We start from the raw sequence: 16,106 nt of genomic DNA on the forward strand, positions 1-16,106 counted from the left end.
AGCCGTCTCGCTTGCAAGCGAAATCCGGCTGCGCATTCAAGCCAATCGGCAAGGGAGTGGCCATGGGCCAGATCAATGGAAGATGCAGAAACGAAAAAAGAGCCGACGGCTCTTTTTACGGGCGCTGAAACCAGGGGTTTCAGGCGAGGAATCTGGAGCGGGTAGAGGGAATCGAACCCTCAACTAAAGCTTGGGAAGCTTTCGTTTTGCCACTAAACTATACCCGCTTCGCAGCGCGACTTTTTACCAGAACCCAAGCCTCATGAGAAGCCCAGGGTTGTAAAAAAGCCTGTCGACGACCTGAGCCGGCGGCTGACGGTCACAGGTCGCCGGGCCGCTCAGATGGCCAGCGCATGCTGCCCCTGCACGTAGGTGTAGCGTTGGCGAGGCTCGCGTGCCGGCTTGAGGAAACCAAGTATCGCGCTGCGGGTGTCCTCGCAGGCGGTCTTGTGTTCCATGTCCAGGAAGTGGCCGGCATCGCGAATCACGCTGAACTGGCTCTTGCCCACATGGCGACTGAACTGCCGGGCATCCTCGACGGTGGTGTACTCGTCACGCTCGCCGTTGATGAACAGCACCGGGATGTCGATATTGCGCGCTGCCTTCAATGCCCGCTCAAGATCATGATCCAGCACCTGGTTGATGTGGAAGTGCATCTGTGCGTACTCGTGGCTGTCCAGGCTGCTCACGTGACGGTAGTTGAAGCGCTTGAACAGCGACGGCAGGTACTTGCCGATGGTGTCGTTGACCAGGTTGCCGACCTGATAGCGGTCGCAGGCGGACAAGTACTGGCAGCCGCGCTCGAGGTAGTCGCGCATCGGATCGTTGATCACCGGCGAGAACGAACTGACGATCGCCTTCTTCACCAGGCGTGGCTGGTGCGCCAGTGCCAGCAGCGTGCACGCGCCGCCCCAGGAGAACGACATCACGTGATCGGCACGGAAGTGCTCGACCAGCTCCAGCAGAATATGCGCCTCGGTCTCTTTCGTCAGCAGACGTTCCTGGCGGTTGTGTGGCTTGGACTTGCCGGCATAGGGCTGGTCGTAGAGCACCACGTTGAATTGCGGATACAGATTGCGCACCGTCTGGGCAAAAGACGCCGTGGTGGCCAGCGAGCCGTTGATCAGGACGATCGTCTTCTCTGCCGTTTCCCCGCGATAGAACTCCGTGTAAACCCGGTACTGACCTTGGATATCAAGTACAGCGATTTCTGGCCTCATGTCATCGACTCCTGGCGCAAAAAGGGCACTCGCGTCATCTAGTGGCCTGCCCAGTCGTATCGATCGCTCGAAATGGCTGCGCAGAACCCTAGGGTGCACGTCCTATATGACAGGTAGGCATTCGCCTTGAAGTGAAACCGGGGGGCCCAGTGCCGATCCCGGTTGCGCGGGTCGACGGGTATTGTTGTTGGCGGGCGATCTGCCGTGCCCCAGGGCATCGAGACCTTGGGTGGCCGGCAAAAGGCGTCTTGGACTCCATGAGTGACCGATGAGTCACATGAAGACTGACGAATTGGATTCAAGCAGCAGCGTGCAGATCGTGCAAGTGCCGCTCGGGGGATCTTTTGCGCAAAACCGCTGGGCGGTCGTTCTGGCGGAGCCCATGGGCCTGGGCCGGGGTTGCATCGCGGGTGTTTGCCCGCGATGCACTTTCAGGCAGTTGCGGTGGGCGAATCAGAGTGCGCCGAACACTTTCTTGGCCAGGCTCGTCGCGGCCTGTGCCGGGTTCTGGCGGATACTCTGTTCTTGCTTGGCAATCATCTCGAACAGCCCGTCCAGGGCCTTTTCGGTCACGTAGTTCTCGATATTGGCGTCATCCTTGATCAGGCCCAGCCCCTTGGCCTGGCCGGCGAAGCTGTTGTACTGCTGGGCCAGGCCGACCTTGTCGGTGGCCTGCTTGACGATGGGCAGGAACTTGGCGCGAATCTGCTCGCGGCTGCTCTTGTTCAGGTACTGGGTGGCCGAATCCTGGCCACCGCTGAGGATGCCCTTGGCGTCGGTCACGGTCATCTTTTTCACCGCATCCACGAGAATCGCCTGGGCTTGTGGCACGGCAGCTTCGGCGGCCTTGTTCATGCTGGTTTCCAGGGCGTCGACCTGATCGCCCTTGCCAAACATCTTCATCGCCTTGGCGGCCTTGCCCAGGTTGCCGGGCAGTTCGATGCGCACGTCCGGGTTGTTGTTGAAGCCGCCGGGGGTGCTCAGCTGTTTGACGGCGATCTGCGCGCCCTGAGTCAGAGCGTCCTTGAGGCCGGCGGAGGCGTCGCTCTGGGACAGGTCGCCAAGCGACAGGGCCAGGGCGCTGGCCGACAGCAGCAGGCCGGCGCACAGGGTGGTGAAGCGCAAGGAGGAGCGAATCATGAAGACTTCCTTATGGGCAGAAATGAAGCGGGATCAACGTACTTGATCGACCTTGATCCGCACAGGTTGCGGGTCGCTGCCGTCGAGTCGGACGCCGTGGTGTTCGGTGTTGATGAACAGCAGCTTGCCATCGAGTTCGATGCGGGCGCTGACGGCGTAGCGATGGCCCGGCTGGACCTTGGCCGGATCGTAGCTGAGCTGGAACGGCAGTGGCACGTTGCCCTTGACCGGCCCGGACTGGCTGGCGAGGGTGACCGCCGGGGCGTCCATCAGCGAGACGTCCTGCAGGCTCACGCTGAGCGTGGCTGCAGGCGGCAGGGCAATGCGCTGCAGGTAGAAGACTTCGCCTTCCAGACTGGCCTGGTGCGGCGTGGTATGGCTGGAGCAGGCTGTGAGCAGGGTGGCGCAGCACAGCGTAAGAAGTTTTTTCATGGAATCTCCGCAGTCCTTGGCGTGGGCTTGTGGCCGACCACTGGGACTTTAGCGCAATGGCGGGTGGGGAAGGAAATCTGTCCGGTGCTCGGCACGCTGCTCGGAACATTTGCCGCGCCGGCCTTTTCGCGGGCAAGCCCGCTCCCACAAAGTTTTGCAGGGGGGCTTGCCTGCGAAAAGGCCAACTCTGGATCAGACGATAGCCTGTTCTGCGGTGTCGTCCCTATGCAGCGCCACCTGTCGGATCGACAAGCGCAGCTCCGCCGACAGCACCCGCTTGGCGACGCCTTCGGCCAGCTCGGCGAGTTTGTCGTGGTAGCCAAGCTTGCCATTGCCATCCGGCAGCAGCACGCCTTCGTGCACCAGGGTCTGGATGAAGTGGCGGAACAGGGTCTTGTCGAAGAACTCCGGGGCATTGAGCCCATGCAGGATCGACAGGCGCTGGGCCATCATCACGCACAGGTCTTCCAGTTCCTCGGCGTTCAGGCTGTGCTGGCCACTGTTGAGCAGCAGCGAGGTGGCCATGTAGAAACGCTGTAGCGTCTGGGTGATGGCGCGGGCCAGCAGAGTGAGAAGCACGAACTGGCGCGAGCTCGGCGCCGGACGCAGGTACACGCCGTTCTCGAAGCGCAGCAGGCCTTGCCCGACCAGCGCGCCCAGCCATTGGTCGATGGCCTCGTCGAGTTGCTCCGGTGTCCAGCGCAAGAACAGTTCGGCCTGCAGGTAGGGGTACAGCGCCTGGACATATTGCCCCACAAGTTCGCGACTCATCCGCGAGCTGCTGAGGAAGAAGCTTGCCAGCAGCGCCGGCAGGGCGAAGATGTGCAGGACGTTGTTGCGGTAATAGGTCATCAGCACCGCATTGGCTTCGTCCAGATAGAGGATGCGCCCGAGGGCGTCCTTCTGTTCGGCCAGCAACTCCATGCCCCTGACATGTTCGATCAGCGCCTTGCCGTCACCTTCGGGCAAGGTCACGTGGCTCGAATAGGGCACTTGGCGCAACAGGGCCAGGTAGAGGTCGAGCACGCGAACCAGGGCGCGTTCGTCGAGGGCCAGGCGGCTGGTCGAGAGCAGCGCCAGGGCCACCAGGTTGACCGGGTTGATGGCTGCCGCCCCGTTCAGGTGCTGGGCGACCGTCTGGCCCAGGCGTGTGGTGGTGTCGTTGAGCCAGGCCGGGCGGAACTGCGGGGCAAGGTCTTGCTCGCGCCAGCCTGGTTGCTGCTGGTCCAAAAACGCGCCCAGGCGGATCGGTTCGCCGAAGTTGACGTAGACCTGGCCGAAGCGCTGCTTGAGGGCGCCGATGACCTTGAAGATGTCGAAGATCGACTCTTTCTTCTTGCTCGCACCGCGAAGCTCACCCAGGTAGGTACGGCCTTCGAGCACGCGTTCATAGCCGATGTAGACCGGCACGAAGACGATCGGCGTGCGCGAGGAACGCAGGAAGCTGCGCAGGGTGATCGCCAGCATGCCCGGGCGTGGCTGCAGCATGCGCCCGGTGCGCGAGCGTCCGCCCTCGACGAAGTACTCCACCGGGAAACCCTTGGTGAACAAGGTGTGCAGGTACTCATTGAACACCGCGGTGTACAGCGGGTTGCCCTTGAACGTCCGGCGCATGAAGAACGCACCGCCGCGGCGCAACAGACCGCCGATCACCGGCATGTTGAGGTTGATGCCGGCAGCGATGTGCGGCGGCGTCAGGCCATTGCGGAACAACAGGTACGACAGCAGCAAGTAGTCGATGTGGCTGCGATGGCACGGCACGTAGATCACCTCGTGGCCCGGTGCGATGCCTTGCACCTGCTCGATGTGGTTGACCTTGATGCCGTCGTAGATCTTGTTCCAGAACCAACTCAGCACCACTTCCAGGAAGCGGATCGCGGTGTAGGTGTAGTCCGAGGCGATCTCGTTGCCGTAGTGCAGCGCCTTGGCCTCGGCCTTGGCGTAGGGGATCTTCTCGCGCTCGGCCTCATCGCTGATCGCCTGGCGCACCAGCGGGTCATGGACCAGGCCTTTGACCAGGTTGCGCCGGTGCGAGATGTCCGGCCCGATCACCGCGGTCTTCAGGTTGCGAAAATGCACGCGAAGCAGGCGTTGGGCCATGCGCACGGTGCGTTCCTGGCCCTTGTTTTGCTGCACCAGTTCACGCAAGTGGATCGGCGCGGAGAACTGCACGCGGGTCTTGCGACCAAGGATCAAGACACTGAGCAGGCGGCGCAGACGACCGGTGACCGCCCAGCTGTCGGCGAACAACAGTTTCCACGGGCTGGATTCGCTGGCCGGGGTCTGCCCCCAGAACACGCTGACCGGAATGATCTGCGCATCCTCTTCGGCATGCTCGCCGATCGCCTCGATCAGGCGCTCCAGGGTGGGGGGCGCGCCGCGTTTGTCCTGGCGGCCTAGCCAGTCCGGGTCTGGCGTGAGGTAGAAGAACGCCGCAGGTTCGTGCAGCGGTCCGACGGCAACGGGCAGTATGGGGCGTGGCAGCCCCGCCTTGGTGCACTCGCGGTCGACCACCGCCAGATCAGTGAGCGACGGCGAGGGCAGGGCATAGAACACCGGGCGGCTGCGGTCGAGCTTGAGCGTCAGCGAGGACTGGTTGATGGTTTCGGAGCGCACCCACAGGTAGAGCACGCGACGCAGGGCGCCGAAGATTAGGCGGCGCAGGGGGGAACGGGTCATGGGGTGTTTGCCCTGGAAAATGTATCAGGTGATATACCAGCAAGTTAGGCTGCTGTATCTGCATAAGTTCAGCAAAAATCGTCCATCCACAGACCCGTCATCAATTTTTTTTGTTCTCTGTCATATACTCGGTCCGCACCTTGCAGGAAATTTCCTCAAGCAGTGTCGGCACAGGGAGGAGACCCTGTGCCTGCAAGGCGATCTTCAAAATAAAAATCCGGAGTGTTTCAGATGTCGTCTCGTGAGACTGGGAATGTGAAGTGGTTCAACGATGCCAAGGGTTTTGGCTTCATTCAGCGCGACGGGGGAGCGGATGTGTTCGTCCACTATCGTGCGATCCGCGGTGAGGGGCATCGTACCCTGGTCGAGGGACAGCAGGTGGAGTACTCCCTGGTGCAGGGCCAGAAAGGCCTGCAGGCAGAGGACGTGGTCGGTCTCTGACACGTAGTCGGCACGCTTCAAGCTGCAGGTTGTCCGTGGAACTTGCAGCCTGATGCGAGCTTTTTCAGCTGGTGCGCCAGGTGATTTCCTCTTCACCGTCGGCGCTGATGCGGATCCAGCGATCGGCATCCTCTTCACCATCTTCCTCGACCCAACTGCCCGGCGCGCAGCGCACTTCGACCTCGAGCGCAGCGAAGGCGGCACGGGCGCAAGCAACGTCATCGGCCCACGGTGTCTGATCGCTTTCCAGGTACAGGCTGTTCCATTTCCCTACAGCCTTGGGTAACCAAGTGACCGGAATGTTACCGGCTGTGCACTTGAAGGTCTGGCCTTTCTGTTTCCATTCGCTGCATGGGCCCAGGGCCTGGGTCAGCCAGTCGGCGATCTGCTTGTGATCGACGTCGGCGTCCTTGAGGTAGATCTCGATATCGGGTTGGCGCATTTCAGGGCTCCGGGTGTGCTCAGTCTTGGCGCACGAAATAGTCATAACGCATGGAAACCGTGACGTCGAACGGCTCAGGCTGCTCGATCACGCGGGCACGTTTCTCGGCGCTGGCGCGCCAGCCGTGCGGGGTCATGGCCAGCAGGTCCGCGCGGGCTTTGGCCTCGCTCAGTGTCAGGGTGAACTCGAGCACCTCGCCGTGGGCGTGCTGCATGCCGTCGGGGACCAAGGCCAGGTGCTTATCGTCGGCGTAGTAGCGCACTTCATCGTAGAGCATCTGGCGCAGCTCCATCAGGTGGCCGCTGGTCGGTCCGACCCGCATCAGGCCGCCACCCGGGGCGAGCAGGCGCTTGGCTTCGGCCCAATCCAGCGGGCTGAAGACACTGGCGATGAAGTTGCAGCTGGCGTCCGCCATCGGCACGCGAGCCATGCTGGCGACCATCCAGGTCAACTGCGGTGCGCGGCGGCAGGCCCGCTTGACCGCCTCGCGGGAGATGTCCAGGGCATAGCCGTTTGCCGTAGGCAGCGCCTGGGCGATCTGCGCGGTGTAGTAACCCTCGCCGCAGCCGATATCGAGCCAGGCGCTGGGCTGGCGTGCTGCGGCCAGTTGCGCCAGGCGCGCGGCCACCGGGGCGTAGTGACCGGCGTCGAGGAAGTCGCGACGAGCCTCGACCATGGCCTGGTTGTCGCCCGGGTCGCGGCTGTTCTTGTGCTGCACCGGCAGCAGGTTCAGGTAGCCCTGGCGGGCGCGGTCGAAGCGGTGGCCGGCAGGGCAGGCCACACCGTTGTCGAGCTGCGTCAGGGGCGCCTGGCAGAGGGGGCAGGCAAGCATCAGGCGAGCAACCGCACCAGGGTCTGGTAATAGATTTCGGTCAGCAGGTCCAGGTCGCTGGCCAGGATACGCTCGTCCACCTGGTGGATGGTGGCGTTGACCGGGCCCAGTTCGACCACCTGGGTGCCCAGGGTGGCAATGAAACGGCCATCGGAGGTGCCGCCGCTGGTGGACGGCTGGGTGTCGCGACCGGTGACGGCCTTGATGCTCGATGACACCGCATCGAGCAGTTCACCCGGTTCGGTGAGGAACGGCAGGCCCGACAGCGCCCAGTCGATCGACCAGTCCAGCTGGTGCTTGTCGAGGATTGCCGCCACCCGCTGTTGCAGGCCTTCGACAGTCGACTCGGTGGAGAAGCGGAAGTTGAACAGCGCGACCAGGTCGCCCGGGACCACGTTGGTGGCGCCGGTGCCGGAGTTGAGGTTGGAGATCTGGAAGCTGGTCGGCGGGAAGAAGGCATTGCCCTCGTCCCAGTGCTCGGCAGCCAGTTCCGCCAGGGCCGGCGCGGCCAGGTGGATCGGGTTGCGGGCCAGGTGCGGGTAGGCCACGTGGCCCTGCTTGCCGCGCACGGTCAGCTTGGCGCCGAGCGAGCCGCGACGGCCGTTCTTGACCACGTCCCCGAGCAGCGTGGTGCTCGACGGCTCGCCGACGATGCACCAGTCCAGGCGCTCGTTGCGGGCCTTGAGCAACTCCACCACGGCCTTGGTGCCGTGATGCGCCGGACCTTCCTCGTCGCTGGTGATGAGGAAGGCAATCTTGCCGCGGTGGTCGGGGTGATCGTTCACGAAGCGCTCGCTGGCGATGACCATCGAGGCCAGGCTGCCCTTCATGTCGGCAGCGCCGCGGCCGCAGAGCATGCCGTCGGCGTCGATCAGCGCGTCGAAAGGCTCATGCTGCCATTGCTGCACGGGGCCGGTGGGCACCACGTCGGTGTGACCGGCGAAGCACAGCACCGGACCGTCCTGGTTGCCATGGGTGGCCCAGAAGTTGTCGACGTCCTCGAAGCGCATCGGCTCGAGCTGGAAGCCGATGGCACCCAGGCGGTTCATCATCAGGGTCTGGCAGTCGGCATCGACCGGCGTCACCGAGGGGCGACGGATCAGGTCGCAGGCCAGTTGAAGGGTAGGCGAGAGCTCGGCTGGGGCCGTCATGGGGGACTCCGGGGCAAGGCAAGGCGGGAAATCTGAGGGGCGTTATCTTATATCAAATGATTTCAGGCTTCACGGCCCATTCGCCGGCAAGTCGCAGCGGCGAATGGGCTGCGAAGCAGCCCGGCTACATCAGGCCTGCTGCGGTTCGGCGGCCTTTTCTCCAGGCTTGGGCAGCGACGACAGCAACGCCATCACCAACGCCGCCAGGTACGGCAGCGACTGCACCAGCAGCATCGCTACCCAGAAGCGCATGTCGGAGCTGGGCAGCCCCTGCACCAGGTAGATCCCGGCTGCCGCGCTCCACAGCAGCAACATGATGAACAGCTCTTCGCGCGCCTCGGAGATCGCCACCAGCACGCCATGGCTGTCGGCGTTCTTCGGGGTGCGGAAGAACGGCATGCTGCTGGTGAAAAAGCCGTACAGCACCGCCTTGGCGATGGTGTGCGACAACGCCAGTCCCGCCAGGGCGGCGGCGAAGGCGTCCTTCATGTTGACTCCCACCGCACGGCGATAGAGGAACACGATCTTGCCGACCTTGAAGAAGAACAGCGCCAGCGGCGGGATGGCAAAGATCATCAGCGGTGGATCGACGCGATGCGGCACGATGATCATCGCCGCCGACCACAACAGTGCACCGACGGTGAAGAAAATGTTCATGCCATCGGCGATCCATGGCAGCCAGCCGGCCAGGAAGTGGTAGCGCTGGCCACGAGTCAGCTCGCTGTTCTTGCCGCGCAGCAGGGCGCCGGCGTGGTGCTTGATGATCTGGATCGCACCATAGGCCCAGCGGAAGCGCTGTTTCTTGAAGTCGATGAAGGTGTCTGGCATCAGGCCCTTGCCGTAGCTGTTGTGGGCATAGGCGGCCGACAGGCCCTTCTCGAATACCCGCAGGCCCAGCTCGGCATCCTCGCAGATGCACCATTCGGCCCAACCCAGCTCTTCGAGCACGCTGCGTCGAGTCATGGTCATGGTGCCGTGCTGAATGATTGCGTCACGGTCGTTACGGGTGACCATGCCAATGTGGAAGAAGCCCTTGTATTCGCTGTAGCACAGCTTCTTGAAGGCGCTTTCGTGCTGGTCGCGGTAGTCCTGCGGCGACTGCACCACGGCGATCTTCGGATCGGCGAAGTGCGGCACCATGTGCTTGAGCCAATTAGGGTCGACGCAGTAGTCCGAGTCGATCACCGCGATCACTTCGGCATCCTTGGCGGTGTGCGGGATCAGGTAGTTCAGTGCACCCCCCTTGAAGCCTGCCAGCGGGGCCACATGGAAGAACCTGAAGCGCTCGCCGAGCTTCTCGCAGTGGGCCTTGAGCGGCTCCCACACGGCCGGGTCCTTGGTGTTGTTGTCGATCACCAGCACTTCGTAGTCGGGATAGTCCAGGGCGGCGAGGGCATCGAGGGTCTGTTTCACCATCTCCGGTGGCTCGTTGTAGCACGGCACGTGCACCGAGACCTTGGGTCGGTAGGCGCTGTCGCCTTGCACCGGGAGGAATTCGCGTCTTCGCTTGTGAATCCATACAGCCTCGGCCAGCTCGTGGGCCTCGGTGAGCAAGACGATGAACACACCGATGGCGCCGAGGGCCAGAAGCAAGCCTACGGTCAGGCTGAACCAGGTGCTGTACTGCTGGCTGTAGTCGTAGGCGATCCACACCAGCACCGATCCGCAGAGGAAAGTGATGAAGGTCAGGAAGGTGCGTCCGCGTTGGCGCAGCGCCGAGCCGTCGATCAGCAGCACGGTCAGTGCGATCATCGCCAGCACCACCGAAGCCACGGCCAGGGCTCGCCATTGTGGAATGGCCACCACTGGCCCTTCGAAGTTGAATTTCTGCTGGCGTTCGGCGTTGAATACGCCCCAGTACGCGCCCACTGAGCCTTCGTCGCTGGCTTTCCAGGGCTGGTCGTAGGCTTCGATCACGAAGTAGTTGAAGCCGCGGCGGTTCAAGGTGTTGACCAGGGTGCGCAGGTAGATCGCCTGGTCGGCCTGGGTCGCATCGGCGCCGCCGCGCATGCGGCCATTGCTCGGCCAGCCCACTTCCGACAGCAGCAAGGGTTTGCGCGGGAACTGGCGCTTGAGGTCGCGGGCCCGGTCGAGCACGAACTGGATCGAATCGCCCACCGGCACGAACTCCCAGTAAGGCAGGATGTGCGCGGCGATCAGGTCGACGTGCTTGGCGAGTTCCGGGTGCTCTTTCCAGATGTGCCATTGCTCACTGGTGGTCACAGGTACTTTGACTGCGGCCCGCACCCGATCCAGGTATTTGATCAGTGCCTCTGGCGTGATTTCTTCCCGGAACAGGGCTTCGTTGCCTACCACCACACGCACCACGCTGCGCGAGCTGTTGGCCAAACCGATGGCTTTTTCGATCTCGCGCTCGTTGCGCTCCAGATCCGTACTGATCCAGATGCCCAGGGTCACGCGCAGGCCCAGCTCCTCGGCCAGGTGCGGAATCTCCGCCTGGGTGCCTTCAACGGTGTAGATGCGGATGTTGTCGGTGAGCTTGCTGAGTTGCTCCAGGTCCTGGCGCATCTCGTCTTCGCTGGGGTACTGGCCTTTTTGCGGGCTTTCACCGAGGCGGAAGGGCGAATAGGAGAAACCGGAGATCTGCTCTGGCCAGGCTGGGGCCGATACCGGGCGGTTGATCAGCGCCCAGAAGCCGGTGAACAGCGCGGCAATGGCCAGCACCACCACCAGGTTGAGACCGAATTTGCGTGATGACATAGGTGATTCAGTTTCCGAGGAAGGGAGCGGGAAGCGAGCGCCGTGGATCCCGCTCTGTTGTCGTCCAGATCTGCTTGTTTGATAAGACATTAAAGCAGGATTGGTAGGCTGTTTCCTAATGAACGCGCGCTGCGCGAAGAGGAGCATCATGTCGACAAGCCCTCACCGGCGTGTCCGCATGGCATATAATGCGCGCCGGTTTTTTCGGGGTATGAACATGAGCACAGAAGATCCACGCTTTGCCGGTGTCGCCCGGCTGTACGGCGATGACGGCCTGCAACGTCTGCGCCAGGCCCACGTGGCGGTCGTCGGCATTGGCGGTGTGGGTTCCTGGGCGGCAGAAGCCCTGGCGCGCAGTGGCGTGGGCGAAATCAGCCTGTTCGATCTGGACGATGTCTGCGTCAGCAACACCAATCGCCAGGCCCATGCGCTGGAGGGGCAGGTGGGGCGCTCGAAGGTCGAGGTCATGGCCGAGCGCCTGCGCGCGATCAATCCGGCCTGCACCGTGCATGCGGTAGCTGACTTCGTCACCCGTGACACCATGCTCGAATACATCACCGAGTCGCTGGATTGTGTGATCGATTGCATCGACAGCGTGCAGGCCAAGGCCGCGCTGATCGCCTGGTGCCGGCGGCGCAAGATTGCGATTGTCACCACCGGGGGGGCGGGCGGACAGATCGATCCGACCCAGATCCAGATTGGCGACCTCAACAAGACCTTCAACGACCCACTGGCGTCGCGGGTACGTTCCACCTTGCGCCGGGACTACAACTTCTCGCGCAATGTCAGCCGCAATTATGGTGTGCCTTGCGTGTTCTCCAGCGAACAACTGCGCTACCCCAAGGGGGATGGCAGTGTGTGCCTGCAGAAGAGCTTCGTGGGGGAAGGCGTGCGCCTGGATTGTTCGGGGGGCTTCGGCGCGGTGATGATGGTGACCGCGACCTTCGGCATGGTGGCCGTGAGCAAGGCCGTGGAGAAGCTGGTGGCTGGCGCGCGGCGGCCGTCGGAGCGGGTCAAGGCGCAATAAGCGCCAAGCAGGCGCTTTCGACTCAAGGGCTGGTTACCAACTCCGCCATCTGTAGCAACACCGCATGCAGCCCATTGCTGCGTGAGGGCGAAAGCTGTCGCTCCAGTCCAAGTTGCGTAAACCACTCGCGCAGGTCCAGCCCGGCCAGATCGTCGCTGCCCAGCCCCTGCACCCGCACCAGCAGCAACGCCAGCAGGCCGCGCAGCAGCCGGGCATCGCTGGTTGCCTTGAAGCGCCACTGTCCGTCGACCTGCACAGCCACCAGCCAGACCAGGCTTTCACAGCCATGCACGCGGTTGGCGTCGGTCTTGTCAGACTCGTCCAGTGGCTCCAGGCGATCACCCATCTGCATCAACAGGCGCGCACGCTGCTCCCAGCCTTTTGCCTGGGTGAAGGTGTCCAGCGCCTGCTGGGCTGCTTCGGGCAGGCTCACCGCAGCAGCTCCAGACCCTGGTCGAGCGCATCGAAGAAGCGCTGCAGGTCGTCGCTGTCGTTGTACAGCCCCAGCGAAACGCGGATCGCGCCTTCCAGCCCAAGCCCCTTGAGCAATGGCATGGCGCAATGGTGCCCGGCGCGCACTGCGATCCCTTGTTCGGTCAGCAGGTGGGCGATATCGGCGTTGTGCACGCCGTCGATGACGAAGCTGGCCAGTGCGCTCTGTGGGGTGCCGAGTATGCGCACGCCTTCGCGGTCGGCCAGGCCGCGCACCAGGTGCTGGTGCAGGCTGGTTTCGTGGGCCGCCACGGCCGCGGGATCGAGGCTGGCGAGGTAGTCGAGGGTCGCGCCCAGGCCGATCACGCTGGCGATCGGCGGCGTACCCGCCTCGAAGCCCAGTGGCGCGGGACGAAAGCTTGACTCATGGTAGTCGGCCAGTTGCACCATCTCACCGCCGAACTGCCAGTGTCGCAGCCGTGCCAAGGCCTCTGTGCGGCCATAGAGCGCGCCAACCCCGTCCGGGCCATACAACTTGTGGCTGGAAAACACGTAGAAATCGCAGCCCAATTGCTGCACGTCGTGGCGGCCATGAACCACGCCCTGGGCGCCATCGACCACGCTCAAAGCGCCTTGGGCGCGGGCATGAGCAAGCAGCGCAGGCAATGGCTGCCAGGTGCCGAGCACGTTGGACAACTGGCTCAGCGCGACCAGGCGTGTGCGCGGCCCGATCAGTTGCAAGGCGTGCTCGAGGTCGATCCGGCCATGCTCGTCCAGCGGCAGCACCACCAGACGCAGATTGCGGCGCTGCGCCAATTGTTGCCAGGGCAGCAGGTTGGCGTGGTGCTCCAGTGCGCTGACGGCGATTTCGTCGCCGGCTTCGAAGCCATGCTCCAGACCGTAGGCCAGCAGGTTGAGCGCCGAGGTGGCGCCGTGGGTGAAGATGATCTGCCGGGAGTCAACGGCGTTGAGCCAGGTGGCAACCTTGTCGCGGCTGGTCTCGAATGCCTGGGTCGCCAGCGCACCGGGCAGGTGCTGGGCGCGGTGCACATTGGCTGCACCATGGCTGTAGTAGTGGCTCAGGGCGTCAAGCAGGGCCTGGGGTTTCTGCGTTGTGGCGGCGCTGTCCAGGTAGGTCTGACGCTGCCGTTGCAGGGCGGTGATGGCGGGAAAGTCGGCACGCCAGGGGGAGGGCTGGAACATGATCGCGGGGCCTGGAATGAAAATCGGGTCTGGCGTAGTGCCAGACCCGATCTTAACATCTCAAGCACCGAGCGTCCGCTGATCGCGGGCAAGCCCGCTCTTGCAGCGGCCTGCAAAGTCCTCAGTTGTGCGCGTGCAGCGCCTCGTTCAGCTCGATGGCCGACTTGTGGGTCTTGCACTCCACCGCACCGTTGAGCGAGTTGCGGCGGAACAGCAGGTCGGTCTGGCCGGCCAGGTCACGGGCCTTGACCACCTTGACCAGCTCATTGTGCTCGTCGAGCAGGTTCACCTTGGTGCCAGCGGTGATGTACAGGCCGGCTTCGACGGTGTTGCGGTCGCCCAGGGGGATACCGATACCGGCGTTGGCGCCGATCAGGCACCCTTCACCAACCTTGATGACGATGTTGCCGCCACCGGACAGGGTGCCCATGGTCGAGCAGCCGCCGCCCAGGTCCGAGCCCTTGCCGACGAACACGCCGGCCGAGACGCGGCCTTCGATCATGCCCGGGCCTTCGGTGCCAGCGTTAAAGTTGACGAAGCCTTCGTGCATGATGGTGGTGCCTTCGCCGATGTAGGCGCCCAGGCGCACACGGGCGGTGTCGGCGATACGCACGCCGCTCGGGACCACGTAGTCGGTCATCTTCGGGAACTTGTCCACCGAGAACACTTCCAGCAGCTCGCCCTTCAGGCGTGCTTCCAATTGCTGCTCGGCCAGTTCGGCCAGGTCGATGGCGCCCTGGTTGGTCCAGGCCACGTTCGGCAGCAGTGGGAAGATGCCGGCCAGGGAAACACCGTGCGGCTTGACCAGGCGGTGCGACAGCAGGTGCAGCTTGAGGTAGGCCTCGGGGGTGGAGGTCAGCGCACCGTCTTCGGCGAGCAGGGTGGCGACCAGTGGCTTGTGGCTTTCGGCCAGGCGGGTCAGCAGTGCGTGCTGGATGGCATCCACGCCCTTGACCGCGTCGGCGAGCTGGGCGGCCTGGGCCGGGCTGAAGGCGATCGCCTGGTTGCCGCCTTCGTAGCCGAGGATCGGGGTGATGGCCGCGACCAGCTCGCTGGACGGGTTGAGCAGGGGCTGAGCGTAGAAGACTTCCAGCCAGGTGCCCTGGCGGTTCTGGGTGCCGACACCGAAGGCCAGGCTGAACAGAGTGGTGGACATGCGGTTACCTCGTACTGAAATGGATTGACAACGGGCGGCTCACTGCAGGGCGGCCGCGTACAGATCCGGTTTGAAACCCACCAGGGTCTTGTCGCCGAGGTCGAGGACCGGGCGCTTGATCATCGACGGCTGGGCGAGCATCAGCTCGACGGCCTTGGCCTGGTCAAGGCCGGCCTTTTGCGCGTCGTCGAGCTTGCGGAATGTGGTGCCGGCGCGGTTGAGGATCTTTTCCCAACCGTGTTCGTCGCACCAGCGGTTCAGGCTGTCACGGTCGATGCCCTGGGTCTTGTAGTCGTGGAAGTCGTAGCCGATGGCTTTTTCCTCGAGCCAGGTACGCGCTTTCTTCATCGTGTCGCAGGCTTTGATGCCGTAGAGAATGTAAGCCATTGAACGTCAAGGGTCGTCGGAGCTTTCCGGGCCGACCCCGCAACTCCTCGAAAATTGGGGTGGGCAGGATTATGCGGTAACTCTCGGCACGGCGCCACGGCTGTGGCGCCGGCTTCTGACCGACGAGTTTTCAGCCTTTGTCGAGCAACTGCCCGGACTTGATGAAATTCACCCCGGCGTGCTGCATCTTGCTCATTGCATTTTCCAGCGAGCCGTCTTTGTCGATGGCGCGGCAGGCGTCCAGCACTACATAGGTGGTGAAGCGTTCGCGCCGTGCGTGCAGGGCAGTCCAGGCCACGCAGAAATCGAGGGCAAGGCCCACCACGTAGACGCTGGTGACCGCTTTTTCACGCAGGTAGCCGGCGAGGCCGGTGGTGGTCTTCTGGTCGGCTTCAAAGAAGGCCGAGTAGCTGTCTACCAGCGGGTTGCCGCCCTTGCGCACGATCAACTGGGCGTGGGGCAGGTCTACCTTGGGGTGGAATTCGGCACCCTGGCTGCCCTGCACGCAGTGATCCGGCCAAAGCACCTGGGGGCCGTAGGGCAGTTCGATGATGTCGTAGGGGTTCTTGCCGGGATGGCTGGAAGCGAAGGAGATATGCCCGGCGGGATGCCAGTCCTGAGCCTGGACCACAGTGCGGAAATTCACGGCGATCTGGTTGACCAGCGGCACGATCTCGTCGCCGCGGGGCACCTCCAGGGCGCCGCCGGGGGTGAAGTCATTCTGGATATCGATCACGAGCAGGGCGCGATCGGGGCTATCGTTGCTGATTGTGTGGTTGCTCGGTGACGTACTCATCGAAAGACCTTCCTTGTTATGACGATGTTGGAGTTATAACAGCGGTT

15 protein-coding genes and 1 tRNA gene are annotated in these 16,106 nt (G+C 63.4%); 2 read left to right on the plus strand and 14 right to left on the minus strand.

The features are described from left to right. Nucleotides 1-153: 153 nt before the first annotated feature. The 5 genes from HU748_RS00900 to plsB all read right to left on the minus strand — a co-directional run bounded on the left by HU748_RS00900 (nucleotide 154) and on the right by plsB (nucleotide 5,471). Nucleotides 154-227: transfer RNA gene (locus HU748_RS00900), tRNA-Gly, on the minus strand. A 111-nt stretch (nucleotides 228-338) separates the two neighbouring features. Next, nucleotides 339-1,220, minus strand: coding sequence for an alpha/beta hydrolase (locus HU748_RS00905; protein WP_186718835.1), 882 nt, complete (start codon nucleotides 1,218-1,220; stop codon nucleotides 339-341). A gap of 453 nt (nucleotides 1,221-1,673) precedes the next feature. Then, nucleotides 1,674-2,360: a DUF4197 domain-containing protein gene (locus tag HU748_RS00910; RefSeq protein WP_186667254.1), complete on the minus strand. Its 687-nt coding sequence runs from the start codon at nucleotides 2,358-2,360 to the stop codon at nucleotides 1,674-1,676. A gap of 33 nt (nucleotides 2,361-2,393) precedes the next feature. Beyond that, nucleotides 2,394-2,792 (minus strand): YbaY family lipoprotein, encoded by a 399-nt coding sequence (locus tag HU748_RS00915; RefSeq protein WP_186718836.1) that lies wholly within the window; start codon nucleotides 2,790-2,792, stop codon nucleotides 2,394-2,396. A 192-nt stretch (nucleotides 2,793-2,984) separates the two neighbouring features. Beyond that, the gene (plsB, locus tag HU748_RS00920; RefSeq protein WP_186709280.1) at nucleotides 2,985-5,471 is read right to left on the minus strand and encodes a glycerol-3-phosphate 1-O-acyltransferase PlsB; all 2,487 of its coding nucleotides are present in this window, start codon (nucleotides 5,469-5,471) and stop codon (nucleotides 2,985-2,987) included. Between the two features lie 231 nt (nucleotides 5,472-5,702). Here plsB and HU748_RS00925 point away from each other — a divergent pair, with 231 nt between their 5' ends. Beyond that, a complete protein-coding gene (locus HU748_RS00925) occupies nucleotides 5,703-5,912 on the plus strand; it encodes a cold-shock protein (RefSeq protein WP_065862298.1) in 210 nt (69 codons plus the stop codon). Between the two features lie 64 nt (nucleotides 5,913-5,976). On the opposite strand, the gene HU748_RS00930 is transcribed toward HU748_RS00925, so the two are convergent. The 4 genes from HU748_RS00930 to HU748_RS00945 form a co-directional block, all read right to left on the minus strand. After that, nucleotides 5,977-6,354: a hypothetical protein gene (locus HU748_RS00930; protein WP_186667251.1), complete on the minus strand. Its 378-nt coding sequence runs from the start codon at nucleotides 6,352-6,354 to the stop codon at nucleotides 5,977-5,979. A 19-nt stretch (nucleotides 6,355-6,373) separates the two neighbouring features. After that, complete coding sequence (locus HU748_RS00935; protein ID WP_186718837.1) at nucleotides 6,374-7,186, minus strand: putative RNA methyltransferase; 813 nt, start codon at nucleotides 7,184-7,186, stop codon at nucleotides 6,374-6,376. Further along, nucleotides 7,186-8,337: a succinyl-diaminopimelate desuccinylase gene (gene dapE, locus HU748_RS00940; RefSeq protein WP_186718843.1), complete on the minus strand. Its 1,152-nt coding sequence runs from the start codon at nucleotides 8,335-8,337 to the stop codon at nucleotides 7,186-7,188. Before dapE ends, HU748_RS00935 begins: the two co-directional genes overlap by 1 nt. A gap of 129 nt (nucleotides 8,338-8,466) precedes the next feature. After that, nucleotides 8,467-11,058, minus strand: coding sequence for a glycosyltransferase (locus HU748_RS00945; protein ID WP_186667248.1), 2,592 nt, complete (start codon nucleotides 11,056-11,058; stop codon nucleotides 8,467-8,469). 217 nt (nucleotides 11,059-11,275) lie between these two features. On the opposite strand from HU748_RS00945, the gene tcdA reads away from it, so the two are divergent. Next, nucleotides 11,276-12,085: a tRNA cyclic N6-threonylcarbamoyladenosine(37) synthase TcdA gene (gene tcdA, locus HU748_RS00950; RefSeq protein WP_065862293.1), complete on the plus strand. Its 810-nt coding sequence runs from the start codon at nucleotides 11,276-11,278 to the stop codon at nucleotides 12,083-12,085. A gap of 22 nt (nucleotides 12,086-12,107) precedes the next feature. On the opposite strand, the gene HU748_RS00955 is transcribed toward tcdA, so the two are convergent. The 5 genes from HU748_RS00955 to pncA all read right to left on the minus strand — a co-directional run bounded on the left by HU748_RS00955 (nucleotide 12,108) and on the right by pncA (nucleotide 16,059). Beyond that, nucleotides 12,108-12,518 (minus strand): SufE family protein, encoded by a 411-nt coding sequence (locus HU748_RS00955; RefSeq protein WP_186667247.1) that lies wholly within the window; start codon nucleotides 12,516-12,518, stop codon nucleotides 12,108-12,110. Beyond that, nucleotides 12,515-13,720, minus strand: coding sequence for a cysteine desulfurase (locus tag HU748_RS00960; RefSeq protein WP_186718844.1), 1,206 nt, complete (start codon nucleotides 13,718-13,720; stop codon nucleotides 12,515-12,517). The genes HU748_RS00955 and HU748_RS00960 overlap by 4 nt, the downstream gene beginning before the upstream one ends. 121 nt (nucleotides 13,721-13,841) lie before the next feature. After that, on the minus strand, nucleotides 13,842-14,876 hold the full coding sequence (dapD, locus tag HU748_RS00965) for a 2,3,4,5-tetrahydropyridine-2,6-dicarboxylate N-succinyltransferase (RefSeq protein ID WP_186709269.1): 1,035 nt from the start codon (nucleotides 14,874-14,876) through the stop codon (nucleotides 13,842-13,844). A 39-nt stretch (nucleotides 14,877-14,915) separates the two neighbouring features. After that, on the minus strand, nucleotides 14,916-15,263 hold the full coding sequence (locus HU748_RS00970) for an ArsC family reductase (protein ID WP_186667244.1): 348 nt from the start codon (nucleotides 15,261-15,263) through the stop codon (nucleotides 14,916-14,918). A gap of 130 nt (nucleotides 15,264-15,393) precedes the next feature. After that, the gene (gene pncA, locus HU748_RS00975; protein WP_186667243.1) at nucleotides 15,394-16,059 is read right to left on the minus strand and encodes a bifunctional nicotinamidase/pyrazinamidase; all 666 of its coding nucleotides are present in this window, start codon (nucleotides 16,057-16,059) and stop codon (nucleotides 15,394-15,396) included. Nucleotides 16,060-16,106 lie beyond the last annotated feature (47 nt).

This window comes from Pseudomonas sp. RW3S2 (assembly GCF_014268955.1).
GTDB classification, from domain to species: domain Bacteria; phylum Pseudomonadota; class Gammaproteobacteria; order Pseudomonadales; family Pseudomonadaceae; genus Aquipseudomonas; species Aquipseudomonas wayambapalatensis.

Coding starts and splice junctions, on each gene's coding strand:
- plsB (WP_186709280.1), bottom strand. CDS start 5,471: ATGACCCGTTCCCCCCTGCGCCGCCTAATCTTCGGCGCCCTGCGTCGC.
- HU748_RS00930 (WP_186667251.1), bottom strand. CDS start 6,354: ATGCGCCAACCCGATATCGAGATCTACCTCAAGGACGCCGACGTCGAT.
- tcdA (WP_065862293.1), top strand. CDS start 11,276: ATGAGCACAGAAGATCCACGCTTTGCCGGTGTCGCCCGGCTGTACGGC.
- HU748_RS00905 (WP_186718835.1), bottom strand. CDS start 1,220: ATGAGGCCAGAAATCGCTGTACTTGATATCCAAGGTCAGTACCGGGTT.
- dapE (WP_186718843.1), bottom strand. CDS start 8,337: ATGACGGCCCCAGCCGAGCTCTCGCCTACCCTTCAACTGGCCTGCGAC.
- HU748_RS00960 (WP_186718844.1), bottom strand. CDS start 13,720: ATGTTCCAGCCCTCCCCCTGGCGTGCCGACTTTCCCGCCATCACCGCC.
- pncA (WP_186667243.1), bottom strand. CDS start 16,059: ATGAGTACGTCACCGAGCAACCACACAATCAGCAACGATAGCCCCGAT.
- HU748_RS00910 (WP_186667254.1), bottom strand. CDS start 2,360: ATGATTCGCTCCTCCTTGCGCTTCACCACCCTGTGCGCCGGCCTGCTG.
- dapD (WP_186709269.1), bottom strand. CDS start 14,876: ATGTCCACCACTCTGTTCAGCCTGGCCTTCGGTGTCGGCACCCAGAAC.
- HU748_RS00915 (WP_186718836.1), bottom strand. CDS start 2,792: ATGAAAAAACTTCTTACGCTGTGCTGCGCCACCCTGCTCACAGCCTGC.
- HU748_RS00935 (WP_186718837.1), bottom strand. CDS start 7,186: ATGCTTGCCTGCCCCCTCTGCCAGGCGCCCCTGACGCAGCTCGACAAC.
- HU748_RS00970 (WP_186667244.1), bottom strand. CDS start 15,263: ATGGCTTACATTCTCTACGGCATCAAAGCCTGCGACACGATGAAGAAA.
- HU748_RS00925 (WP_065862298.1), top strand. CDS start 5,703: ATGTCGTCTCGTGAGACTGGGAATGTGAAGTGGTTCAACGATGCCAAG.
- HU748_RS00945 (WP_186667248.1), bottom strand. CDS start 11,058: ATGTCATCACGCAAATTCGGTCTCAACCTGGTGGTGGTGCTGGCCATT.